General features: G+C 70.0%; 24 protein-coding genes. 9 read left to right on the top strand and 15 right to left on the bottom strand.

Annotated features, from left to right (window positions below; all coding sequences use genetic code 11):
• Positions 1–297: 297 nt before the first annotated feature.
• The 3 genes from ABD793_RS38005 to ABD793_RS37995 are packed head-to-tail and all read left to right on the top strand — an operon-like array spanning position 298 to position 3,640.
• Positions 298–1,836, top strand: coding sequence for an FAD-dependent monooxygenase (locus ABD793_RS38005; RefSeq protein WP_425548839.1), 1,539 nt, complete (start codon positions 298–300; stop codon positions 1,834–1,836).
• A 20-nt stretch (positions 1,837–1,856) separates the two neighbouring features.
• Complete coding sequence (locus ABD793_RS38000; RefSeq protein ID WP_344868368.1) at positions 1,857–2,798, top strand: VOC family protein; 942 nt, start codon at positions 1,857–1,859, stop codon at positions 2,796–2,798.
• 5 nt (positions 2,799–2,803) lie between these two features.
• Entirely contained in the window at positions 2,804–3,640 is an 837-nt protein-coding gene (locus ABD793_RS37995; protein ID WP_344868367.1) for a fumarylacetoacetate hydrolase family protein, read from the top strand.
• A gap of 19 nt (positions 3,641–3,659) precedes the next feature.
• On the opposite strand, the gene ABD793_RS37990 is transcribed toward ABD793_RS37995, so the two are convergent.
• From ABD793_RS37990 to ABD793_RS37975, 4 genes are all read right to left on the bottom strand, one after another.
• Positions 3,660–4,463, bottom strand: a complete 804-nt coding sequence (locus ABD793_RS37990) for an IclR family transcriptional regulator (protein ID WP_344868365.1) — start codon at positions 4,461–4,463, stop codon at positions 3,660–3,662.
• Between the two features lie 34 nt (positions 4,464–4,497).
• Positions 4,498–6,087 (bottom strand): bifunctional 3-(3-hydroxy-phenyl)propionate/3-hydroxycinnamic acid hydroxylase MhpA, encoded by a 1,590-nt coding sequence (mhpA, locus tag ABD793_RS37985; protein WP_344868363.1) that lies wholly within the window; start codon positions 6,085–6,087, stop codon positions 4,498–4,500.
• A gap of 74 nt (positions 6,088–6,161) precedes the next feature.
• Positions 6,162–7,019 (bottom strand): CPBP family intramembrane glutamic endopeptidase, encoded by an 858-nt coding sequence (locus tag ABD793_RS37980; RefSeq protein WP_344868361.1) that lies wholly within the window; start codon positions 7,017–7,019, stop codon positions 6,162–6,164.
• A 40-nt stretch (positions 7,020–7,059) separates the two neighbouring features.
• A complete protein-coding gene (locus ABD793_RS37975; RefSeq protein ID WP_344868359.1) occupies positions 7,060–7,959 on the bottom strand; it encodes an alpha/beta hydrolase in 900 nt (299 codons plus the stop codon).
• Between the two features lie 64 nt (positions 7,960–8,023).
• Here ABD793_RS37975 and ABD793_RS37970 point away from each other — a divergent pair, with 64 nt between their 5' ends.
• From ABD793_RS37970 to ABD793_RS37945, 6 genes are all read left to right on the top strand, one after another.
• Entirely contained in the window at positions 8,024–8,560 is a 537-nt protein-coding gene (locus tag ABD793_RS37970) for a helix-turn-helix domain-containing protein (RefSeq protein ID WP_344868358.1), read from the top strand.
• Positions 8,561–8,698: 138 nt separating this feature from the next.
• Entirely contained in the window at positions 8,699–9,463 is a 765-nt protein-coding gene (locus tag ABD793_RS37965; RefSeq protein WP_344868357.1) for an acetoacetate decarboxylase family protein, read from the top strand.
• Positions 9,460–10,212 (top strand): SDR family NAD(P)-dependent oxidoreductase, encoded by a 753-nt coding sequence (locus ABD793_RS37960; protein WP_344868356.1) that lies wholly within the window; start codon positions 9,460–9,462, stop codon positions 10,210–10,212. The genes ABD793_RS37965 and ABD793_RS37960 overlap by 4 nt, the downstream gene beginning before the upstream one ends.
• Positions 10,213–10,248: 36 nt before the next feature.
• Entirely contained in the window at positions 10,249–11,034 is a 786-nt protein-coding gene (locus ABD793_RS37955) for an N-acyl homoserine lactonase family protein (protein ID WP_344868354.1), read from the top strand.
• Between the two features lie 7 nt (positions 11,035–11,041).
• Complete coding sequence (locus ABD793_RS37950) at positions 11,042–11,398, top strand: FmdB family zinc ribbon protein (RefSeq protein ID WP_344868353.1); 357 nt, start codon at positions 11,042–11,044, stop codon at positions 11,396–11,398.
• 54 nt (positions 11,399–11,452) lie between these two features.
• Positions 11,453–12,130 carry a GntR family transcriptional regulator gene (locus ABD793_RS37945; protein ID WP_344868352.1) on the top strand — a complete coding sequence of 226 codons (678 nt, stop codon included), beginning with the start codon at positions 11,453–11,455 and terminating at the stop codon, positions 12,128–12,130.
• A gap of 13 nt (positions 12,131–12,143) precedes the next feature.
• Here ABD793_RS37945 and ABD793_RS37940 read toward each other — a convergent pair whose 3' ends face one another.
• The 11 genes from ABD793_RS37940 to ABD793_RS37890 form a co-directional block, all read right to left on the bottom strand.
• A complete protein-coding gene (locus ABD793_RS37940) occupies positions 12,144–13,355 on the bottom strand; it encodes an alpha-hydroxy acid oxidase (protein WP_344868350.1) in 1,212 nt (403 codons plus the stop codon).
• Positions 13,352–14,203 carry a fumarylacetoacetate hydrolase family protein gene (locus tag ABD793_RS37935; RefSeq protein ID WP_344868349.1) on the bottom strand — a complete coding sequence of 284 codons (852 nt, stop codon included), beginning with the start codon at positions 14,201–14,203 and terminating at the stop codon, positions 13,352–13,354. The genes ABD793_RS37940 and ABD793_RS37935 overlap by 4 nt, the downstream gene beginning before the upstream one ends.
• Positions 14,204–14,222: 19 nt before the next feature.
• A complete protein-coding gene (locus ABD793_RS37930) occupies positions 14,223–15,527 on the bottom strand; it encodes an MFS transporter (RefSeq protein WP_344868347.1) in 1,305 nt (434 codons plus the stop codon).
• Positions 15,528–15,765: 238 nt separating this feature from the next.
• Positions 15,766–16,545 (bottom strand): maleate cis-trans isomerase family protein, encoded by a 780-nt coding sequence (locus tag ABD793_RS37925; RefSeq protein WP_344868345.1) that lies wholly within the window; start codon positions 16,543–16,545, stop codon positions 15,766–15,768.
• On the bottom strand, positions 16,542–17,588 hold the full coding sequence (locus tag ABD793_RS37920; RefSeq protein ID WP_344868343.1) for a 2,5-dihydroxypyridine 5,6-dioxygenase NicX family protein: 1,047 nt from the start codon (positions 17,586–17,588) through the stop codon (positions 16,542–16,544). Before ABD793_RS37920 ends, ABD793_RS37925 begins: the two co-directional genes overlap by 4 nt.
• Before the next feature lie 66 nt (positions 17,589–17,654).
• Positions 17,655–18,533, bottom strand: coding sequence for an alpha/beta fold hydrolase (locus tag ABD793_RS37915; protein ID WP_344868341.1), 879 nt, complete (start codon positions 18,531–18,533; stop codon positions 17,655–17,657).
• A 17-nt stretch (positions 18,534–18,550) separates the two neighbouring features.
• Positions 18,551–19,213, bottom strand: coding sequence for an isochorismatase family protein (locus tag ABD793_RS37910; RefSeq protein ID WP_344868339.1), 663 nt, complete (start codon positions 19,211–19,213; stop codon positions 18,551–18,553).
• A complete protein-coding gene (locus ABD793_RS37905) occupies positions 19,200–19,877 on the bottom strand; it encodes an SRPBCC family protein (RefSeq protein ID WP_344868338.1) in 678 nt (225 codons plus the stop codon). The genes ABD793_RS37910 and ABD793_RS37905 overlap by 14 nt, the downstream gene beginning before the upstream one ends.
• Entirely contained in the window at positions 19,874–20,404 is a 531-nt protein-coding gene (locus tag ABD793_RS37900; RefSeq protein WP_344868336.1) for a (2Fe-2S)-binding protein, read from the bottom strand. Before ABD793_RS37900 ends, ABD793_RS37905 begins: the two co-directional genes overlap by 4 nt.
• The gene (locus ABD793_RS37895) at positions 20,401–22,824 is read right to left on the bottom strand and encodes a xanthine dehydrogenase family protein molybdopterin-binding subunit (RefSeq protein ID WP_344868334.1); all 2,424 of its coding nucleotides are present in this window, start codon (positions 22,822–22,824) and stop codon (positions 20,401–20,403) included. The genes ABD793_RS37900 and ABD793_RS37895 overlap by 4 nt, the downstream gene beginning before the upstream one ends.
• Positions 22,821–23,708: an FAD binding domain-containing protein gene (locus tag ABD793_RS37890; protein ID WP_344868333.1), complete on the bottom strand. Its 888-nt coding sequence runs from the start codon at positions 23,706–23,708 to the stop codon at positions 22,821–22,823. Before ABD793_RS37890 ends, ABD793_RS37895 begins: the two co-directional genes overlap by 4 nt.
• Between the last annotated feature and the right edge of the window lie 13 nt (positions 23,709–23,721).

Here is a 23,721-nt window from a genome sequence, read left to right as displayed (position 1 = left end):
GGGATTCGCGCCGACCGGCGGGAAGCAGAACGCAAACGCGGTGCTCCTACCCCGCGACGTTCATCGGCATCCGCAGCGGAGACGTACGCCTACCTCGAAAACCCCGCGGACAGGGCGGCACACTCCCCTGTCGTACTGCACGGGCAATCCTGGTGCGTCCTAGTTAGCAGAACTCTCTTCCTTGATTTCAGGACACGGCGAAGGTAGCCTGAACCGGTGTCCGAAGGTGGAGTGGTGTCAGCCAGTGCCGATGGCATTCGAGCCGACGTGGTGGTGACGGGTGCGGGACCCGTCGGCATGACCGCGGCCGCCCTGCTGGCCGCCCGCGGCGTCCGGGTCGCCGTACTGGAACGGAATTCGACGACCAGTGACGCACCGAAGGCGATCAGCCTCGACGACGAAGCCTTGCGGGTCTACCAATCCGCCGGGCTGATCGATCGCATCCTCCGCGTCATCGTGCCGGGAGTCGGCACCCGGTACTTCGATTCGCACGGCGATCCGGTTTTCCAGGCGCGCGCGCCGGAGCCGTTCCGCCTCGGGTATCCGTTCAAGAACCCGTTCGCCCAGCCGGATCTGGAACGCGAACTGGACGCGCACCTGCGCGCGCACCCGGGGGTGACGATGCACCGCAGCTCGGAGGTCACCGGGCTGGTGCAGGACGACGACGGCGTCGAGATCGAGTACCGCCGTTCCGACCGGACCGTGGCTTCCTTGCGGGCTGCCTACGTCCTGGGGTGCGACGGCGGGCGATCGACGATCCGCGCATTGCTCGGCGTCGGCATGACGGGACGCAGCTACGACGAACCGTGGCTGGTCGCGGACGTCGTCGGCGACGACCACGACGAGCGTTACGGCATGCACCACGGCGACCCGGACCGGCCGCACGTCATCGTTCCCGGCCGCGCCGGCCGGTGCCGATACGAATTCCTGCTGCGCGACGGGGAAGGCGCGCCGGAGGAGGTACCCGGTTTCGCGTTGGTGCAACGCCTGCTCGCCCCGTTCCGTACCCTCGCTCCGGAGCAGATCGAGCGGGCGGTGATCTACCGCTTCCACGGCCTGATCGCCGACCGGTGGCGGATCGGACGGGCGTTCCTGCTCGGTGATGCCGCGCATATGATGCCGCCGTTCGCCGGACAGGGCCTGAACTCCGGCATCCGTGATGCCGCCAACCTGTGCTGGAAAATCGCGGAGGTACTGGCCGGGCGGCTCGGCGATCCGGCGCTGGACACCTACCAGACCGAGCGCGAACCGCACACGCGCGCGACGATCCGCCTTTCGGAACGGCTGGGGCGGGTGGTCATGACCACCGACGTGCGGTGGGCGCAGCGCCGCGACCGGTATTTCGCCAAGGCGTTGCGGGATCCGGGGAAACGCGCTTTCTACGAACAGATGCGGTACCGCCCGCCGCAGGTGTACCGCGCCGGGTTGCTGGTTGCCGGCCCCGTGTCCGGGCCGCCGGCAGGCACGATGACCGGCCAGCCACGGGTGTTCGACTCGGCCACGTCGTCGATCTCGTTGCTCGACGACGTGCTGGGAACCGGCTGGGTGTTACTCGGCGTCGGCGTCACCGCCGGCGAACTCGACGCCGCCGCGCACTCGGTCGCCACACTCGCCCCGTCGGCTGCCCGGATGGCCACGGACCACCGCCTGCCGAGCGGACCCGGGCGGCTGCTGGTGGACGTCGACGGACGGCTGGAGGCGGAATTCGCCGCCTACCGGGGTCGAATCGTCCTGCTGCGGCCGGATCACTTCGTCGCCGCGTCGTGGGTGCCCGGCCACCGGCCGGCCCTGGAGCCCGCGCTCCGCCTCCCGCACCGAACCCTCTCCCGCACCTGAAGCGCCCCAAGGAGATGCCGATGTCCCGCCCGCACCGCGTAACCCTCGACGAGCCGGGCGCGGCCGGCAGTCTTCGCCGCACCGCGACCTCCCACCTCGGGCTCCGGGTACCGGACGTCGAGGGCACCGCCGCGTTCTACGCCCGCGTTCTCGGTCTCACCCCGCACGCCGAACTGCCCGGCGGCGGGCAGCGCCTGGGCTGGGGACTCGGCCACCATGTGCTCGACCTGCTCCCCGGCCCGGCCGGGCTCGACCACATCGCGTTCGAGATCCGCGATCCCGGCGGCGTTCCGGCACTCGAAAAGCGGCTGCGCGAAGCGGGCCATTCCGTGGCCGAACTCGATCCCGGGTACCTCGACGAGGCGTTGCCGGTGGAGCACGGGCAGTCCCGCGGGCTGGTGACCGCCGACCCGGACGGCACCACCGTGCACTTCCACACTCCGGTCCGCCGCGCCGGTGAACACGCCGCGGACACCGGTCGCCGTCCGGTGAAGTACCAGCACGTGACCCTGGCGACCGCCGATGTCGCGGGCATGGTCGCCTTCTACACCGGGGTCGCCGGTTTCCGGATCTCCGACCAGCTCGCCGACGGCCGCTTCGCCTGGCTGCGCTCCGATCGCGACCACCACACGCTCGCCGTCGTCCACACCGGACACCGCGGCGGACTCGACCACTACTCCTACGACCTGGCCGAATGGGCGGACTTCAAGACCTGGTGCGACCGGCTCACCGAGCAGGAGGTCGACGTGGTGTGGGGTCCCGGCAGGCACGGTCCCGGCAACAACCTGTTCGTCTTCTTCGACGATCCGGCCGGCAACCACGTCGAACTCTCCGCGGAGATGGAGAAGTTCCACGACGACCGGGTCACCTACGTTCCGCGGCGGTGGGAACCCGTGCCCGCCAGCGTGAATCTCTGGGGCGGCCAGCTGGCCGGCTGGCGCCGGACTTCCGAGGGGAACTGATCCGGATGAGCTACGCAACCTATGCCCACGAGGGCAACAACCGCGTCGGCCGGGTGGAAAAAACCGCCGCAGGCGACCGCCTGATCCCGCTGGAGGGGCTGTCCGAGCTCGGTCGCGACACCCCGGCCGAGGTGCTCTCGGCCGCCACCGAACGACCGGAGCAGGCCGTCGCCGCAAGCGAGGTCCGCCTGCGTCCCGTTGTCCCCCATCCGGACAAGATCATCTGCGTCGGCCTGAACTACCGCGCGCACGTCGGCGAAACCGGTCGTGCACTGCCCGGCTATCCCGTGCTGTTCACCAAGTTCGCCGCCAGCCTGATCGGAGCGCACGACGACATCCTGCTGCCTGCCGAGTCCGAGCAGGTCGACTACGAGGCGGAGCTGGCCGTGGTGATCGGCCGGGCCGGACGCCGGATTCCGCGCGAACTGGCTGCCCGGCACATCCTCGGCTACACAGTCGCCAACGACGTCACGATGCGGGACTACCAGTACAAGACCCATCAATGGCTGCAGGGCAAGGCGTGGGAAAGCTCCACTCCGCTCGGGCCGTACCTCGTCACCCCCGCGGAGGCGGACGTTTCCGCGGCCGGAATCCGCACCGTGCTGGGCGGCAGGAAGCTCCAGGAATCAGACACGTCCCGGCTGATCTTCGACGTCGCGACCCTGATCGCCACGGTCTCGGAGTTCACCACGCTCCTGCCCGGCGACGTCATCCTGACCGGTACGCCGGGCGGCGTCGGCTACCGCCGCGACCCACAGCTGTTCCTCGGCGACGGGGACGAGATCACGGTCGAGGTCGACGGCATCGGCTCGCTCACCAACCGGGTCCGGCGCGAAGCCTGACCGGCGACTGCCCGGCAGGTCAGCCGGCCACCGTGATCAACCGCTCGCTGATCTCTCCGGCGGCCGCGCGAACCGCGGCGACGATCCCGGGCTGTCGCGAGGCGGGGACACGCGCGGCGATCGCGGCGACGCTGAGCGCCGCCACCACCCCGCCGGACTCGTCGCGAATCGGCGCGGCGACACCGAGCACTTCGTTGTCCAATTCGCCACGGGTGACGGAGTATCCCGCCCGGCGGATTTTTTCCAGCCGCTTCACCAAGGCGTCGACATCGGTCACCGTGTTCGGCGTGAACGACGAAAGCTGCGCACGTCCGAGCAGATCGCGCAGGGTGGCCGGCTCCTCCCAGGCGAGCAGCGCCAGTGCGGACGCACCCGCGTTCAGCGGAAGAACACTGCCCCGTTCATAGGAAATGCGCACCGAATGCGCCACCGACTCCGCCCGATCCAGGCACACCACCAGATCCCCCGACCGCCGCGTCAGCAGCACGGACTCGCGGGCCTGCGCGGCCAGCCGCTGCATGACGGGCATGGCGACGTCCGAGAGGCCGAACGCGCGGCGCGCGACCCGGGCGAGTTCGAGCACGCGCAAACCGAGCCGGAACCCGCCGGCCGGCGCCTCCTCCAGGAACCGGTTCGTCACCAGGCTCTGCAGGTAACGGTAGGCCGTCGAACGCGAGGTGCCCAGCTGCTCGGCGACCTCGGCACCCGAGACGACCGCACGCTCCTCGGTGAACATGCCGAGGATGTCCAACGCGCGGTCCGCCGTCGAGTTCCGCTCCCGGTAACCCGAACCCCGCGGTGCAGCACCACTGTTTCCTGCCATACAGGAAACAGTACCTGCAATACGTGGCCAATGGTCAGGCAGGCAGCGGGCGTGTTTCCGCGCTGCCGGTGGCTTGCACGGCTTCGCGGAACCGGTTCACCAGTGCGGGAATTCCCGCCGGCCGGACAACCGCACCGGCGATGTAGTGGTCGGGCCGCAGCAGCACGGCCGTGACGCCCTCGGCGGCGAACCAGCGTGCCCAGTTGCCGGTGGGGTCGGCCAGATCCGAGGTGCCGGCCGCGCCGACGCTCAGCATCACCACGCCCGCGTCGCGGCAGGCACCATACGATGCGGGTTCGGCCTCGGCGGCCGGGCGATCGCTGTGCACCAGCAGCAGCGTGCCGTATCCGGTCACCTCGTCGAGCAGGTCCCGGTGGCCTTCGCGCTCGACCGGATACTGCGGCGCCAAAGTGCCGCGCAGAGCGGCAACGTCACCTTCGACGGCGGTGACCCCGGCGCCGAGGACCGGTTGCTCGGTCACCGGAAGAACCCGGACCGGGTCGGCGCCACCGGCGATCATCCGCTCGTCCCGCTGCGCGGCCTGTTCCTCGTCCAGGACACAGATGACCTTGCCCAGCGCGATGGACATCGCGATCGCGTGCTGCACATGCACCCGGCGCTCGCTCGTGTAGGTGTCCAGCAGGTCGATGCCGGACAGTCCACTCAGCACCCGGTCCAGCTTCCAGGACAGGTTCGCCACGTCCCGCAGCCCGGAACACATGCCCTGCCCGGCGAACGGCGGCATCTGATGCGCCGCGTCACCCGCGATGGCCAGCCGGCCACGGTTCCAGCTCTCGGCCCACCGGGCGGCGAAGGTGTAGACGGCGTGCCGCTCGAGTTTCGTGTTCTCCGGCGTGCGATCCCATGCGGCCAGCAGCTCCCACGCCTTCTCGGGAGTGTTGAGCTCCGCCCTGGTCTCCCCCGGCCGCCGCATGAACTCCCACCGGCGCCTGCCCGGTCCGCCGGAGACCACCGTGGTGGGACGCACCGGATCACACAGCTGCCAGTTCATCGGCGACCACACCCGATCGTCGAGCGGGATCGTGTCCACGATCAGCCAGTCGTAGAAGAAGCCGTGATCAGCCATCGTGGTGCCCAGCCGCTCCCGCACGAAACTGTTCGCGCCGTCGCAGCCGACCACGAATCGAGCGCGAGTGCGCGACTCTCCGCCTGCAGTGCCGGTGAAGGCGACCTCCACCTCCTCGCCGGTGTCGGCAAGCTCGACCACTTCGGCGCCGCGGCGGAGCGTCACGTTGTCCATCGCCGCCACCGCTGCGGCGAGGACCTGCTCTAGCTCGGGCTGGCAGAAGAAGTTCGCGGTCGGCCACCCGCAGTCCGCGGTCCCCGACCAGTCGATCCGGACCAGCGCGTCCCCTGCGGCATTCCGCCATTCGTAATGGTCCGGCACCGGCTGGGACAGCCCGCGGACCTCGTCGGCCAGCCCCAGGTTCTGGAAGATCCGGCCGATCTCGTCGTCGAAATGCACCGCCCGCGGCAGCGCATACGGTTCCGGCCAGCGTTCCAGTACCAGCACCTCGTGGCCACGCAACCCGAGCATGCGCGCCAGCGCAAGCCCGACCGGCCCGGCACCTACCACCACCACATCGTGCACCGTGTCCCGCATGTCACCTCTCCTGCTCCATCGCAGGGCTCCTGTGTACGTCGGGCACATTCGATCTGTCAAGCAGCTTTCGAAAGTCAGGACTGAGGTCGACTGACCACGGCGGCCGGCGTCGTCCGGCGGCCGGGGCGCACCGCGCCGAGGAGGGCAATCGCGACCAGTGCCTGGATGCCCAGGATCATCGCCTGCACGACCGGTGCGCTGACGCCGAGCAGGACCATCGTCGTGTTGGTCGCGAAGTGCACCGCGATCGCCGCGAGCACGCCGGCCCGTTCGTAGGCGTAACAGACCAGCATTGCCATCGGGATCGCGCTGACGGTGAACAGGACACCGCTCGGCGTGGCAAGGCCGAGCTGGTTCTGCACGGTTCCGGTGACGAAGAACAGCGGCAGGTGCCAGATCGCCCAGATCACGCCGATCAGCACACTGACCCGGTACCGGCCGGCCGACGCGCGCATCCTCGGGTAGGCGGTGCCGCGCCAGCCCGGTTCCTCCGACAGCGGGCCGGTGATCAGCATGGTGGCGAAGAAGGCCACCGGGCCGAGCGGGTTCTGCTTGATCACGGTCGCGGCGAAATCGAGGCTCGGCGCGGGGCCACCGCCTGCGATGTGCGCCAGGAACGCACTGGCCAGCACGATGGCGGACGCCAGTACCAGCAGCGCCAGTGCCCAGAGCAGCGAACCAGGGCGGAACCGGATCGCGTGTCCGGGGGCGGGTTCCTTGCGCACGGCACGGCGGATCCGGACCACCGCACCGGCGAGCAGCGGACCGAAAGCGCCGAACACGTACGGCAGGAACGCGGCGGAGCCCGGGGTCGGCGGCCGGCCGATGCCGGCGGTGATCAACCACGCTGCCCAGCTCAGCCCGAAGGCCAGTGCGAAGAACAGGATCAGATCGGTGCGGTACCGGACGGGGATCGGAGAGCCGGTGGACATGACAAAACTCCTTGATACGTAAGGGGTTGCGGTCCGTGCATCAGTGCGTGAGCCGGGCGGCCAGCCAGCCGGCGACGAGAGCCAGCAGGTCGGCATCGACCGGCTCGCGCAGGAGACGGCGGTAGGAGCCGATCCGGTGCCTGCCCGGATCACGGCGCAGGAGATGGGTGAGGTCGGGGACGCGGTGGGTTTCGGCCCCCGCCGGAACCAGGCGGTGGATCTCCGCCAGGTCCGCGGGATCCACCTGACGGTCTTTGCCGCCGGTCACCGCCAGGACGGGGACCTTGATGGCGGCCAGCTCGGCACGGGTGTCGTGGGCCAGCATTTCGCGCATCCAGCGGACGTTGAGCGGCAGTCCGGCGATGCGGGCGACGTCGGTTTCGGTTCTTTTCACTTTCGCCAGTACGCGGTTGCCCAATGCGCCCAGCGGACGACGCAGCAGGCGGACGGGCGCGGGCAGGCCGTCGAAGACCGAGCGTGCTTGCCGGCGCAAGGCATCTTCGCCTTGGCCGGCGAACCCGGCCAGCAGGACGACTGCCCGCACGTCGGCACGAGCGGCGAGGGTCATCGCGTGCAGTGCGCCTTCGCTGTGGCCGACGACCCCGACCGAGCCGACCGCCGGATGGGCGGACAGCGCGCGGACGGCGGCTGCGGCGTCTTCGCAGTTGCCGGTGAAGCCGGATGTCCGCCAGCGGCCGGGGGTGGCGCCGACGCCGCGCCGGTCGTAGCGCAGGGTCGCGATTCCCTGTGCCGCAAGGGCGGTCGCCAGTGGCGCGCCCAGGTTCTGGACCAGCTTTCCGGCATTGCCGTCACGATCCACCGGGCCGGAGCCGTGCAGCAGCACGACGGCGGGGTGCGGGCCGGATCCGGCGGGCAGGGTCAGCGTGCCGGCAAGAAGGGTGCCGTCGGTCGCGGACACCGCCAGATCGGTGTCGAACAAGAAGCTCTCCCGTTCTCACTTTTATCAATGTTGAGAACGTTATCAGATGTGAGAGCATGGGGGCATGGCGACCGCGGATTTTCTTCTCCACCCCGTCCGGATGCGGATCATGCAGACGCTGCTCGGCGCAGGCGAGCTGACCACCGCCCAGCTGCGCGAGCGGCTCCCGGACGTCTCCGCGGCGACCATGTACCGGCAGGTCGCCGCACTCACCCAGGCCGAGGTCCTGGAGGTGGTGCGGGAACGGCCGGTGCGCGGCACGATCGAGCGCAGCTACCGGGTACGCCAGGAGGAGGCGCTGGTCGACGAGAACGCGCGCACGACCATGACGAAAGACGAGCATCGGCGCGCTTTCAGGGTCTTCACCGGTGCACTGATGTCCGACTTCGACCGGTACGTCTCCCGCGACGACGCGGAACCGGCCAGTGAAGGCGTCCTCTACCGGCAGGGCGCGGTGGCACTGACCGACGAGGAGTTCGCCGACCTCGTCGAGGAGCTCGAGGCGGTGGTGGCCCGCCGGACCGCAACCAGCCCCGGCGACGGACGCACCCGGCACATCATCAGCTTCGTCGTGGTACCGGACAAGACCGGCGACAGCTGAACGAGCCCGCCCGCCGACCGCCGAACCGGACCCACCGACCGTGGCCGAGTACGCCCGGTCGGCGAACCGGCACGCCTTGACACGTCTGCATGCTGCATGCAGGATGACCGCAGCTGTTTCGACGAGGAGGCACGTTCCATGTTCGGTCGGTTCGACATGCATCCAGGCGGTGGCGTGAACCCGCCCTATTCGCCGGCGTATCCGCTGGAGTGGGAGACCGGGATCCACACCGTCGAGGTGATGACCAGGGTCGATCGCGCCAAGCTGGAGAAGCTGCTCGCGGACACCGGCTTCGAGCTCGTCAACGACCGGGTCGCATTCCGGTTCATGCTCTCGCCCGGCCACACGTTGTCGCTGCACCGCGGACGGATGTTCGATCTGATGGTCACCGTCGCGGTCCGGTACCGCGATCTCTGCACCCAGACCCACATCCACATGTACTGCAGCGATCCGATGGGCATCACCGCGGGCAGGGAGCTGTTCGGGTACACCAAAAAGGACTGTGATTTCGAGTTCTTCGAGGACGAGGACGGCAGCGTCACCGGTTCGGTCACCCGCCGTTCGGTCCCGCTGGCCGCGTTTTCCTTCACGCCGGACCCCGCCGCGCCGCTGGTACGGCTCACCGATGACGACGAGCAGCCGGGCGGGGAGCTGCACGTGCGGCGGTTGCCCGAACCCGACGGCATCGGTGTCGCCTACGCCGATGTCGTCTACCGGCGTACCCCGATCGAGTATTCCGAGCCGGTCCGCGGCCGGGTGGATCTGCAGTTGCTCCCGTCGCGGTTCGACCCGCTCACCGAACTCGAACCGGAAGTGCTCAGTGCGCAGTCGATGAAAACCCCGGTCTACGGCGGCGGTTTCGCGGTCGAGGACCGCCGGCTGATCGAACGGCGGACGCCGTGAGCGCCGGGGCGGCGATCGTCACCGGCGGAGGCGGGGAGATCGGCGCGGCGATCTGCCGTCGCCTCGACCGTGACGGCTGGACCGTGGTCGTCGTGGACCGCGACGGCGCCGCCGCGGAACGGGTCGCCTCCTCCCTGCCGTCCGGGGGCACGCAGGCACACGAGGCGGACGTCACCGACCACCAGCAGGTCGAGGCACTCGTCCGTAGCGTGACGAGCCGGTATGGCGGCCTTGGCGCACTCGTCAACAACGTCGGCATCGAAGGTGCGGTCCAACCGTTGGTGTCGTACCCGGAGGACGTGTTCGAGCGCGTCATGCGGACGAACGTGCACAGTGTGTTCCTCGGCGTGAAATCCGCACTCGCGGTCATGCTCGAGGCCGGTAGCGGCGCGATCGTCAACACCGCGTCCACCTCGGCGATCCGCGGCCGCGCGAACCTCGCCGGCTACATCGCGAGCAAACACGCGGTACTCGGTCTGACCAAGGTCGCCGCGCTCGAAACAGCAGGCACCGGGGTACGGGTCAACGCGGTGCTGCCGGGGCCCATCGAAACGCGCATGATCCGCGCCATCAACGAGGGCACCCGTGCCCTTGCCCCTGGGGAGAACGCCGAAGTCAAGCGGGCCGTCGCGACGCCGTACGGCTCAGTCGACGACGTCGCCGCCGCGGTGTCCCATCTCTTGTCGCCGGACGCACGCCACATGAACGGCGCCGCGGTCGTCGTGGACGGCGGCAGCACGGCCGCCTGAGCCAGGGAAACCCGAACGGCATCAAGGAGGATGACCATGCCGGCAACCACGCACGCGAAACGGCTCTGGGCACTCGACGGAGCCAGGATGACCCTCGAGAACAGCCTGCTGATCGTCGGCGGCACCGGCAAGCTGACCGTGCCGCTGCCGTCCTTCCTCATCGAGCACGAACGCGGACTCGTCCTGTTCGACACCGGGCTGGTCCCCGAAGCCGCCGACGACCCGCACCTGATCTACGGCGAACTGGTCGAAGAAGCAGGCATCGAGATGACCCCGGACCAGCGCGTCGACCGGCAGCTCGCCGCGATCGGCTTCCGGCCGGAGGACATCACGCACGTGCTGCTCTCCCACACCCACCTCGACCATGCCGGTGGGCTTTCCCTGTTCCCGCAAGCGAAGTTCTTCATCCAGCGCGGAGAGCTCGGCTACGGCTACTGGCCCTACCCCGCGGCCGCCGCGTTCTTCCGCCAGGCCGACTTCGAGCCCATCCGCAAGATCGGCTGGAACGAGGTCGACGGCGATTTCGACCTCTTCGGCGACGGCAGCATCCGGATGCTGGCCTGCCCCGGCCACACGCCGGGCAACGCGAGCCTGTTCGTGCAGCTGGGCGAGCGGTCGTTCGTCATCACCGGCGACACCGTGCACAGCACCGCCGCAATCGAGGCGGAGCTGCCCGCGTCCCCGGACGCCAACACCGAACAGGCGGTCTGGTCGATCCGCAAGATCAAGCAGCTGGCCGCGGCGCGGCAGGCCGAGATCTGGGTGCCGCACGATCCGGCGCAATGGCCGACGTTCCGGCACGCGCCGGAATGCTACGTGTGAGCCGCCGATGATCCTCGTCGAGTACGCCTGCCGGAAGTGCGCCAACCGTCAGGAAAACTGGGCACGGCACGAGGTTCCCGACACCGCCACGTGCACGGCCTGCGGCGGTCTCGCGCGGCGCCGGTTCGGCGGCACCTTGCTCGGGGCGGCACGGACGACACCGCCGGAGACTTCCGGACCGCCTTCCGGACACAGCCACGCCACACCGGGCAGCTGCGTGCTGACTCCGACGGCGGCGCGGATGTTCGACGCCCGGGTTCGCGGTGACCGCCGTGCGGTCGAGCGGGAGACCGCGTGCCAGGAACGCGCGATCAGCGAAGGCCGGCTCGACCCGCGCAAGCCACCGGTGTCCGGACAGCCCTGATCCGACACTGTATCCTGCATGCACGATCGGGTGCGGGCGTCGGGAGGAGCACAGATGGTCGAGCGGGTCACGCGGCCGGCCTCGTTGACCGAGCTGGCGTATCAGCAACTGCGCGACGACATCCTCAACGGAGTTCTGGCCGCCGGACGACGGGTCAGCGTGGTGTCGCTGGCCGCCGACCTGGGCATGAGCCGCAGCCCGGTGCGAGCGGCGATCGAACGTCTCGCGACCGACGGCCTGATGGTGCTCACCCCCGGCGGTGCGCTCGTGCCCACGCCGGGACGCGGCGATCTGCTCGACGCCCTCGCGGTCCGCGGACCGCTGGAGGGGCTGGCCGCCCGGCTGGCCGCGCCGCAGCTGGCCGACGGTGATGTGCAGCTGCTCGGCGATATCCACGCCGAGTTCGAGAAAGCGGTGCACCAGGGCGACACCCGCACCGCGCAGCGCGTCGACCTCCGGTTCCACCAGCAGGTCCAGGCCCACTGCGGTAACGACCTGCTGGTGGAACACCTGGAGCGGGTGCAGGCGCGGGTCATCCTCGCCACCTATTCGACCGCGTGGAGTTCCAACCAGCTGCAGGCGGTGCCCGAGCACGCCCGGATCGTGGCCGCCCTCGCCGCCCGTGACGGCGAGGCCGCCGGGCGCGCCGCGACGGTGCACCTGGAAAACCTCGCCGACCGGGTCCGCCGGGAATGGCTGCGCCGCGACCACGAGGAGTCGCGCACCGCCTGATCCGGCATCGCCGTCAGCGCAGCCGGATCCGGTCCGGGGTGAGTTCCTTGACCGAGGCCGCGCCCAGCAGTTGCATCGTCTCCCGCACCTCGGCCGCGAGCAGCTCCAGGACCCGCCGGACACCCGCCTGCCCGCCCGCCATCAGTCCGTAGAGGTAAGCGCGGCCGACGAGAACGGCCGTCGCGCCGAGGCACCGCGCCGCCACCGCGTCGGCTCCCGAGCGCACACCTCCGTCGAGATAGATCTCGGTGCGGTCACCGACCGTCGCCACCACCGACGGCAGCTCCTCCAGCGGCACCGGGGCGCGGTCGAGCTGCCGCCCGCCGTGGTTGCTCAGTACCACTGCATCAGCGCCGGCCTCGACCACCGCGAGCGCGTCCGCTGCCTGCTGCACGCCCTTCACGATCAGTTTGCCCGGCCAGGTTTCGCGCAGCCAGGCGACGTCCTGCACGGTGGCGGACGGATCGAACATGTGGTTCGCCAGCTCGGCGACCGTGCCCTCCCAGCTGCCGAACGACGCGAACTGCAGCGGCTCGGTGGTGAGCAGGTTGAACCACCAGCGCGGGCGCAGTGCCCCGTCCAGGAAGGTCTTGGCCGTCAGTGCCGGCGGGATCGTCATTCCGTTGCGAACATCGCGCAGCCGCGATCCGGCGACCGGCGTGTCGACGGTGAGCACGAGCGCCTCGTACCCCGCTCTTTCCGCCGCCCGGATCAGTTCGAGGCTGCGGTCGCGGTCACGCCACAGGTAGAGCTGGAACCACCTGCGCACGTCGGGGACGGCCTCGGCCAGCGCCGGGGCCGAGGTCGTGCCCATGGTGGACAGCGCGTAGGGCACACCGGCTGCCGCCGCAGCGGCGGCCACCGCGATCTCGCCTTCGTGGTGCATCATGCGGGTGAAGCCGGTGGGCGCGAGCGCGAGCGGCAACGCCGACGACCGGCCCAGTATCGTGGCGGAGGTGTCCACATCGGACACGTCACGCAGCACGTTCGGCCGGAACTCGACTCGTTCGAACGCGGTCCGGTTGCGCGCCATGGAAGTCTCTTCGCGCGCGCCGCCGTCGGTGTAGTCGAACACCGCTCGCGGGGTGCGCCGCCGGGCGAGGATCCGAAGATCGCCGATCGTCGCGGCGTTGCCGAGCCGCCTGCGGGTTCCGTCGAGGACCACGGGCTTCGGGTGCAGCAACGGTGCGAGGTCGCGCCAGCGGGGAACCCGCCGCCGGGTCATGCCGGCACCTCCGTACCGGCCACGCAGCGATGTGTCATCGTGCCGATGCCTTCGACGGTGGTGACCACGACGTCACCGCTTGTGAGGTAGCGCGCAGGCTTGCGGCCCATGCCGACGCCGTCCGGGGTACCGGTGAAAATCACGTCCCCGTGGCCGAGCGGGCAGATCCAGGACAGCGCGGACACCAGCCGGGCGACCGGGTGGATCATCAGGCTGCTTCGCCCTTCCTGCACGGTCTCGCCGTTGACCCGGCAGCTCAGGAGGAGGTCGTCGCGGTCGTCGAACTCATCGGGCGTCACCAGTGCCGGACCCAGCGGTCCGTAACCCGGGAACGACTTGCCCAGCGAGAACTGCGGTGGCGACCCGGCCATTTGCACTGCGCGGTCGGAGAAGTCCTGCCCGGCAGTCAGCCCGGCCACGTGGTCCCACGCCTTCTCCGGAGCGACGCGGTGCGCCGGCCTGCCGATGACCGCGACCAGCTCGACCTCCCAGTCCACCTGGTCGCCGGACAGCACGAGGTCGCCATCGGGACCGGCGATGCTGCTGGGGAACTTGGTGAAGGTGAGCGGGCGGGCGGTCGCGGCCGCGAGACCGGTCTCCTCGGCGTGGCGCACGTAGTTCAGCCCCACCGCGAAGACCTGCGGCGGCCGTGGCACCGGTGATCGCAACGGTCCTTCCGGCCCGCCGGGTCCGGGGCGCACCGTTGCCGCCCACGCACCGAAGGCGTCCCATTCGGTGAACAAGGACTGGGGATCGGGGCCGAACCGACCCGAACTGGCGGTGGCCACGTCGGCCCGGCCCGCCGCGGTCTCGAGCACGGCGCGGCCGTCCACATTGAGCACTCGCATGAAGCACCTTTCCGTTCTGCTAGGCGGCGATGAGGTCGGAATGCGCGGTTTCCCGCGCGGCCAGCGCCGCCACGAGTGAGACGATCGCCCCCGCCATCACGAAGAATGCCGGTGCGGCGGTATTTTCCGAACGCGAAATGAGGAACGTCGCGATGAGCGGGGCGGTCCCGCCGAGCAGCGTCACCGGGATGTTGAGGCTCAGGGAAAGCCCGGTGTAGCGCACGGTGGTGGGGAACAGTTCGGCGACCACGGCCAGCATCACCGCGGAGTGCGGCGCGAAAGCCAGTCCCAGCAAGCACAATCCGGACACGACCACGGCGACGTGCGCGCTGCCGAGCATCAGGAACGCCGGATAGGCGAGCACCACCAGTGCGACCGTGCCGGCGATCATCAGCGGTTTGCGCCCGATCCGGTCGCTCAACCGCGCGAAGAGCGGGATCAGCACGCAGTAGAACGCCAGCCCGGCGAGGTTCGCGGCCTGTGCCTCGAACCGGCTGTGCCCGACGACCTGGCCCAGATAGGTCGGGGTGTAGACGAACAGGACGTAAATGCAGATCGCCGGCGTGACGACCACCCCCATGCCGATCAGCAACGACCGCCACTGGCGCCGGATACCGGCCATCACGGGTGCCCGCACGACCTCGGTGTTCTCCTTGGCCGCGAGGAAATGCGGCGTCTCGTCCAGGCGCATCCGCAGGTAGAGACCGATCAGTCCGAGCGGGACGCCGACCAGGAACGGCAGTCGCCAGCCCCACGCGCTCAGCGCCTGCTCGGACAGGCTCGCGGTCAGGACGGTGGCGATCGCACCACCGGTGAACAGGGCCAGGCCGATGGTGAAGGTCTGCCAGCCGGTGTAGTAGCCGCGCCGCCGGTTCGCGTACTCGGCGATGAACGAGGTCGCCCCGCCGTACTCTCCCCCGACGGCGATGCCCTGCACCATCCGGGCACCGGTGAGGATGATCGGCGCGGCGATGCCGATCGCGTCGTAGGTCGGCAGCAATCCGATGACGGTGGTCGACACGGCGATGAGGATCACCGATACCGCCAGCGGTGTGCGGCGCCCGTGCTTGTCGCCGAGGTGGGAGAAGATGACCGCGCCCAGCGGACGCGCGGCGTAACTGACCGCGAACGCGGCGAAGGTGAGCAGCAGACTTGCCGCGGTGTCACCGCTCGGGAAGAACAGCTTCGCGATGACGGACGCGAAGTAGCCGTAGACGACGAAATCGTAGTACTCGATGAAGTTGCCGATACACGCCGCCGTGATCGCCTTGCGGCGCTGAGTTGCGGCCAGGCCGGATGGCGAGACAGGGGCGTGCACGGTCATGCCCAACCTCCGTTGGTCGGCGATACAGAGGATCACCATCCTGCATGCAGCATGCAGGAGGTGTCAATCTCTCTCCCCGGGTCGCCGATGCTGTTGGAGGTCGGAGTGCCGGCCACGCGCTCGTCCGGGAGGGCCACGGAAGCCGCGCCGATGCCGAAACACGGGTGCAGACCGGCCACTGGGCCGGTCTGCACCCGTGTGACCGGCCGGATTGACCGGCCGGATGTGCCGCGGACCGCTACGCGGCGTGGGCGGCGTCCGGGTCGCTCACCTCGCCGCTGAGCAGGTGGCCCGCGTCCGGGACCTCCGGTTTGAGCCCGAGTTCGCTGAGGATCCGGAACGTCGTGGCGGTGGCCGCGGAGAGCACCGGGATGCCGACGGCGTCCTGGACCGGCTGGATCGCCGACAGCGAGGGCATCTGCACGCACGCGGACAACACCAGTGCATCCGCACCCGCGAGGTCGAGCTTGCGGTGGTGCGCGCGCAGATCGGCCGGGTCGAGCCGGGCCACCGCGAGGTTGTCCGGAACCTCGAGCGACAGTGCGTCGACGACTTCGACGCCGGCGTCCTCCAGGTACTCCACGACGGCCTGGGTCAGCGGCTTGAGGTAGGGCGTGATGATCGCGACCCGCTTCGCGCCGAGTGCGGCGATGCCCGACAGCAGCGCGCCTGCCGACGACACGACCGGGGCGTCCGAACCTTCGGCCCGCAGTGCCGAAGTGATCGCATCCTCGGCAGTGCAGTGATAGCCCGGCCCCTGCGCCATGATCGCGACCAGGCACGCGGTGGCCACGACCCCGGGCCGGACGTCGGCCAGTTCGGTCGCGGCACGCTCGGCCTGCGCGTTCATCGCCCGCAGCTGCTCCGGCGTCACGTGCTGCATCCGCGCCCTGGCGGCATGGAACACGAACCGTTCGCCGGGGTAACGCTCCTCCCGTGCCCGCAGCATCCGCGGGAGCTCGGTCTCCATCGTGCGGTTCGAGCTCGGGACGATCATCCCGATGTGGTGGTCGGTCATCGCTTCTCCGCCGGGCGCATCTGCTCGACAGTCAGCTCGCCGGCGTCGACGATCAGTTCGTCGTCGAGGTAGAGGCTGTTGCCGCGCATCGGGATGTCGAAGTGGCAGGCGGTGTCGTTCGGGCCGCCCAGTTCGTTGTTCGGGCCGATGGAGAACATCACGTTGCCGTAGAAACTGCGCAGCTCCATGCCCATGCCGCCGGGGAACTGCGTCAGGCCGTGCCAGTGCGCGCGCTCGTCGAGGCCCCATCCGACGTGGGACATGCCGTAGCCACGGGGATCGTGGAAGGACTCGATGTAGCTGCGCAGCAGATCGGCATCCAGGCCGGACGATCCGGCGCCGCCGCGGATGTCCTGGATGAAGCCCTTCTCGATGGTCAGCTCTACCGGGGTCTGCACGTAGGTGTTGAACGGCAGCAGCACATCCCCCGGCGCCAGCACGATCTTCCCGTCCACGCCGTCGTCGGAGCCACCGGTGAACACGAACGCCGCGGGCCAGTGGTCCCAGCGGCCCGGCTGGTCGGTGTAGCCGTACTCGCTCAGCGTCGGGTAGACGCCGAGCTGGTAAGTGACGTCCGTGCCGTGCGGGCTGGTGATCCGCATGGTCTTGGCCTTCGCCAGCAGTTCCGCACCGATCTCGACGCGCTCGCGCAACTGCTTCGTGGGCATCAGCCGGGCCAGCAGCTCGGGCGGCTCGACCGCGGTCAGGATCCGGGTGCCTGCGCCCTGAATCGCGAACTGCTCCTCGCTGAAGAGCAGGAACGTGCAGTCCACGACCATGTCGACCGCCTTGAGCGCCTCCACCGCGAGCGGCAGCCGGGCCAGCCCCGAGTCACCGACGGCCCAGGCGCCGGACGCGTTCGCCGGCGGCGGGAGCCGCAGGTGGTAGGTGGCCGCGCCGAGCTGCTGGGCGGCCCACAGGAACGCGTCCGCGTACTCGGCGCGCTCGGCGCCGCGGGTCAGCACGACGACGGTCTCCCCCTCGTGCACCCCCGAAAAAGTCAGCTGGCGCAAGCAGATGTCGTTGAACAGGTTCCGGTCCATGACGACCTCCTCCTAATTGATCCGAATACGGGCTGTCCGGGTTTGCCGGTCCGGCACGGGCGGGCCTCAGCGCGCGGTGGTGACGAAGTCCTTCAGCACGGCCCGCAGCGCCTGCAGAGCGGGCCCAGGCTGATCCCAGAAGACCATGTGCCCGGCGCCTTCGACGGCCACGAGCGGATGCACCGGGTTCACCGCACCGAGGCCGGCGACGTCCGCCGCGGTCACCACCGGACTGTCCGAACCGAACAGCAGTGCGGTGCGACCGGTCAGTTTCTCCCAGAGCGGAAGGAATTCCTCGGACTCGAACCCCGCGTGCGTCGCGGCGATCGCGGTAGCCGAACACGACGCGAGCCAGCCCGCGCGCAGTTCCTGCTCGCGGCGCGGCCACCGTGGCCACGACGCGGCCACCTCGTCGGCGTCGGTCCCCCGCCGGGCCTGGTCCAGCTGGGCCGCGAAAGTGTCCACTGTGGTCGGATACGGCCGGCCAGGACCGCTCATCGGCGGATCCACCAGAACCGTACCCGCGACCCGGCCGGAAAGCGCGCTCCTGGCGGCGATCCGGGCGCCCATCGAATGCCCGAGCAGAATCGGCGCCGGAAGCCGCAGCTGTTCGATGACCGCGTCGACGTCCGCGGCGTAGGCGTCGAGGTGATACCCGTGCAGTGGCCCGGCATCGGGTGCGTCGTCGGAGAGGCCGCGGCCGCGGACGTCCAGCACCAGTGGCCGGACCAGGTCGGTCAGCTCGCGGGCGACGAAGTCCATGGTCACCGCCGGGCTGGTGATCCCCGGCAGCACGACGAGCGGAACGGCGTCGGCGGGGCCGTAGTCGAGCAGGTGCAGGCGCACCTCGCCGGAGCGCACCCAGACGCTGGTCGCGGGCACGTCCGCCAGTTCGGCCAGTGCCGGCTGCGTGAGCACGCGTGGATTTGCGGTGGGAGTGGACATACGAAAACCCTTCCCGGCTAGCGGACCGCATCGAGGGTCGCGATGCCCTCGGCGAGGTCGATCACGTCGGCGTACTTGGCTTGCAGATCGAACAGGGCCGCGTCGTGCGGGCCTCGGGCGCGATCACCGCAGGCGTCCCGCACGACGAGGGTGTCGAAGCCGGACTGCAGGGCATCGACCGCGGTGGCTCGCACGCAGCCGGACGTCGTGGCACCGCACACCAGCACGGTGTCCGTGCGCAGTCCGGTCAGCAGGGCGGCCAGGCTCGTCCCGTGGAACGCGGAAGCGCCTTTCTTGGTGATCAGGTGATCGCCGTCGCGGCGCTCCAGCCGCGGATCCAGGGCGACCTCGGCGCTCCCCTCGAGCAGGCTGCGCATACCGGGTGCCTTGCGCAGCCAGGCGATCGAGTCGCCGCGTACCTCGGCGTCGCGGTAGCTGATCGCCGTGCAGACGACCGGCGCCCCGCTCCGATGCGCGGCACGCATGAGCTCCCCTGCTGCCGCGACCTCGGCCGAAAGGTCTGCGCCCAACGGGAAATCCGGCTCGGTGAAACCGCGCGTCAGGTCGACCACCAGCAGTGCCGGGCAATTCCCCCGTGGCACCGCCCCGCCGAAACCCGCCCGCGCGTAGGTGCGATCGGTTTCGGCGCCGTGCAGCCCGGTCGTTTCAGGCACGTCCACGCAGCAGCTCCTTGATCAGTTTGTCCTGGGAACGGATCCGGCCGAGCAGCCAGCCCTGGAAGAACCCGAGAGCACCGACGGCGGCGACGGCGAGATAGCGTTTGGCATCCGGCGGCAAGAGCATCGCCAGCCCGTCGAGCGACTCCGCGTCGGCAGCGGGGGCGGGCGCAGCCGACGCGGTGGCCGGAACAGCCGCAGGTACAGGTGCAGCTGCAGTACCGCCGTTTTCCAGCAGAGCACCGAGGTTCTGGGCGAACTGCGCCAGGATGCGGTTGGACACGGTGCTGATCGCGCCCTTGCCGAACTGCGCGATCTTGCCCCGCACGACGAGGTCGGTGCGCAGGTGCAGAGCACAGCCCTGCGGATCGGGGACGACGGTCAGCGTGACGTCGGCCTCGGCGTCGCCGTTGCCGTGGCTGTCCGCGCCGCGGGCCGAAAGCCGCAGCCGGTGTTCGGCTTCGGCGATCTCGGTGAAGCGGACCTTGCCTGCGTACGCGGCCTTGACCGGCCCGACCTTGAACGTGACCTTGCCGAGGTAGGCCTCGCCGTCCCGGCCCTCCAGCACGGCGCCGGGGAGGCAGCCCGCCACCCGCTCCACGTCGTTGAGCAACGCGAACACGGTGTCCGGGTCGCCGGGGAGGCCGAGCTTGTTCTCCAGGATCATCCGACGGTCTCCTTGCCGGGGTCGAGGGGTTCGGCGACCGGACCGGACGCCTCGCCACGGCGGCGGGCGGCGGTCTCCTCGATCGCGTCGACGATGGTCTGGTAACCGGTGCAGCGGCAGAGGTTGGCCGACATGGCCTCCCGGATCCCTTCCCGCGTCGGCGCGGGCTCCTGTGCGAGGAATCCCTCGGCGAGCATCAGGAATCCGGGCGTGCAGAACCCGCACTGCAGGCCGTGGTGTTCGGAAAAGGCCTGTTGCAGGTCGTTCGGCTGCTCGGGGGTGCCGAGTGCCTCGACCGTGCGGATCTCGTACCCCTCGGCCTGCACCGCGTACATCAAGCAGGCCCGCACGGGTTCGCCGTCGACCAGGATCGTGCACGCCCCGCACACCCCGTGCTCACATCCGACGTGGGTGCCGGTGAGCCCCACCTCGTGCCGGAGCACGTCGAGCAGGGTCCACCGCGGTTCGACGAGGAGTTCGTACTCGGCGTCGTTGACGGTCAGGACGATCAACTGCTTTTCGCTCATGCGCTGGTACCCGCTTTCTGCCGATCGCCCGCGGCCAGCGCGGTGAGCACCGGCTCCGGGTGGATCGGGGTTTCTTCGAGCTGCACGCCGGTGTGCCACAGCAGGTCGTTGACCGCGTTGAGCACCGCGGCAGGTGCTCCGATGGTGCCGCCCTCACCCGCGCCCTTCGCACCGCTTTCGGTGAACGCACAAGGGGTTTCGAGGTGGTCCACGGTGATGTCCGGGATCTCGGTCGCGGTCGGCACGAGGTAGTCGATGAAGCTGGCGGCCGAGGGCTCCCCGTTTTCGGTGTAGGTGACCGCTTCGAACAGCGCGCCGGCGATGCCCTGTGCGATCCCGCCGCGGGCCTGCCCGTCGACCACCTTGGGGTTGATCACCACCCCGCAGTCCTCGACACAGGCGTAGCGCAGGATCTTCACCTGGCCGGTACCCGGATCGGCCTCGGCCACCACCGCGTGCGTGGCGTTGGAGAACGTCCCGTCGCCGGGCACGTCGAACGCCGCGGTGGCGGTGAGCGTGGGTTCGGCCTCCTTGGGCAACAGGTGGCTGCGCAGGTAGGCGACGTCGGCGATCTCCTCGAACGAGAGCCGCTTCGCCGGGTCGTCCAGCTGGAGCACGCCGCCGTCGCCGTCGAGCCCGACGTTCTCCGGCCGGGTGTCCAGCAGATGCGCGGCGATGACGCAGAGCTGCTCGCCGAGCCGGGTCGCGGCCGTGGCGACCGCCGATCCGCCGATGGTCACCGACCGGGAGGCGAACGTGCCCCAGCCGTAGGAAATGCGCTCGGTGTCGCCCTGGCGCAGCTTGACCTTGGCGAGATCGACGCCGAGCCGCTCGGCGACGATCTGCGCGAAGGTCGTCTCGTGCGACTGCCCGTGGTTCACCGTGCCGCTGGTGACCACGACCGAGCCGGTGAGATCCATCCGGATCTCGGAGACGTCGAACCCGGGTACGACGGTCATCTTCCGCTTGGCGAACGCCTCGGACCCGTAGCCGGTGCGCTCGGAGAAGCAGCTGTAGCCGATGCCGAGGTGCCTGCCTTCCGCCGCGGCCTTCTCCCGGAGTTCGTACCAGCCTTCCTCGCGCAGGGTCCGTTCGGCGAGTTCGAGCGATTCGAGGTAGCTGCCCGGGTCGTAGGTGACGTTGTTGATGCCCCGGTACGGGAACTCGGTGATCACGTTGCGGCGGCGGATCTCCACCGGATCGAGGCCGAGCCTGCGGCCGGCGAGGTCCATGATCCGCTCCATCACCAGCACGTACTGCGGACGGCTCACCCCGCGGTACGGGGCGGTGGGTGCCTTGTTGCTGGTGATCGCCCGTGCCCGTACACGGTAGGCGGGCACCCGGTACACCGACGGCATTTCCGCCGCGGCCATCAGCGGCTCGATGCCGACGGTGAACGGGTAGCAGGAGTAGGCACCCATATCGCAGACGATGTCGGCATCGAGCGCGGTCAGCTCGCCCTCGGCGGTGAACGCGGCACGGGTGCGGTACCGCTGTTCGCGCGCGAGGAACCCGGAGCTGAGTGCTTCGCTTCGGTCTTCGATCCACTTCACCGGGCGGCGCAGGAGCTTCGCCGCGGCAGCCACGGCGATCTCTTCCCGGCCGACGACACACTTCTGCCCGAAGCCGCCGCCCATGTCCGGAACCACCACCCGTACTGCTTGCTCCGGCAGCCGCAGCGAGCGGGCGAGAACGGTGCGGACCTGGTGCGGCACCTGGCTGCAGGTCTGCACGAGCAGCTGGTCGTCACGGTCGTCCCAGGAGGCGACGGCACCGCGCGTCTCGAGCGGCAACGCGTTCTGCCTTCCGCTGCGGGTGACCAGTTCGATCATGCACCCGTCGCCATGCTCGGACACCGAAAACGCCTCGTCGACCCCCGGCGTATCGAACGAGGTCACGTCGAGCAACACGTTGCCCGGCGCTTCTTCGTGCACGCTGGGCGCGCCGTCGGCCAACGCTGTCTCCTCGGAGACGACCGCGTCGAGCACGTCGTAGCTCACCTGGGCCGCTTCGACACCGTCCTCGACCGCGTAGGGGTCTTTCGCGACGACCAACGCGACCGGCTCGCCGACGAAGCGGACCTTGCCCCGGGCGAGGATCGGCATCGTGGTCGGGGTGAACTCCTCGGGCGGCCGATCCAGCAGCGCGACCATGTCGCCGAGCTGGAGATCCTCGGCGGAGTACGCAGCGACGACCCCTTCGACCTCACGGGTGGCGCCGAGATCGAGTCCGGTGATCCTCCCGTGCGCGACGGTGGCCCGGACGAATCCGGCGTGCAGCATGCCGTGCAGGTGGATGTCGTCGACAAAGCGTCCCCTGCCGGTGACGAGACGCGGATCTTCCCGGCGCCGTACCGAGGCACCGATCCACCGCCCGCCGCGGCCGTCGAAGCGCGGCGACCGGGTGCCGTCTCCACTCATCGGCCTTCTCCCCTTTCCCATGCCTGGCCGAGGCTGCGCGCGACCAAGGTCTTCGTCAGCGCACGGCGGTAATCGGCGCTGCCTTGGGCGTCGCTCGGCGGATCGATCGCTTCGGCCGCCGTCCGGCCGCATTCGGCGAACAGCTCCGGCCCCGGCGTCCCTCCGGCCAGGACCTGCTCGGCCTCCGGGATCCGGGTCGGCGCGGGAGCGATCCCGCCGAGCACCACGCGCCCGCCCCGCAGTGCGGCGTCCGGACCCGGTTCGAGACTGACCGCGGCCGCGACCGTGGCGAAATCCCCGGCGCGCCGGGCGAACTCGGTCAGCGCCGCCCGTGGTGCCGCCCGGGTGAACCGGACCTCGGTGACGACCTCGTCCGGCTCCACCGCGGTGGCATAGAACCCGTAGAACATCTCCCCCGCCGGGATTTCCCTGCGCCCGCCGGGACCCTCGGCGACGATCACAGCGTCGAGCAGCAGCGCAAGCATGCACCATTCGGCTGTCGCGTCGCCGTGCACGATGCTGCCCGCGACCGTGCCGCGGGAGCGGATCGGCAGGTGCCCGACGTACTGCATCGCCTGCGCCAGCACGGCGAAGCCGGGGCCCAGCTCGTCGGCGGCCAGCTCGACCCGGCGGTGGGTCACCATGGCGCCGAGGCGCAGGGACGATCCGGCGGGTCCGAGGTCGGCCATGCCCGGCAGCTCCCGGAGCCGCCCGAGATCGACCAGATCGCTCGGGCGGGCCAGCCGGAAACTCATCATCGGCAGCAGGCTCTGCCCTCCCGCGAGCACCTTGGCATCCCGGCCCTGCCCGGTGAGTTCGGCGAGCAGCCCGACGGCGTCGGCGACGTCGTGTGCCCGGTGGTACGCGAACGCGGCGGGTTTCACGCCGGGTCCTCCT

Origin of the sequence: Amycolatopsis ultiminotia (assembly GCF_039536925.1) — a bacterium.
GTDB classification, from domain to species: domain Bacteria; phylum Actinomycetota; class Actinomycetes; order Mycobacteriales; family Pseudonocardiaceae; genus Amycolatopsis; species Amycolatopsis ultiminotia.
Note: the sequence above shows the minus strand (reverse complement) of the source record. Positions and strands in the feature narration are given on the sequence as shown.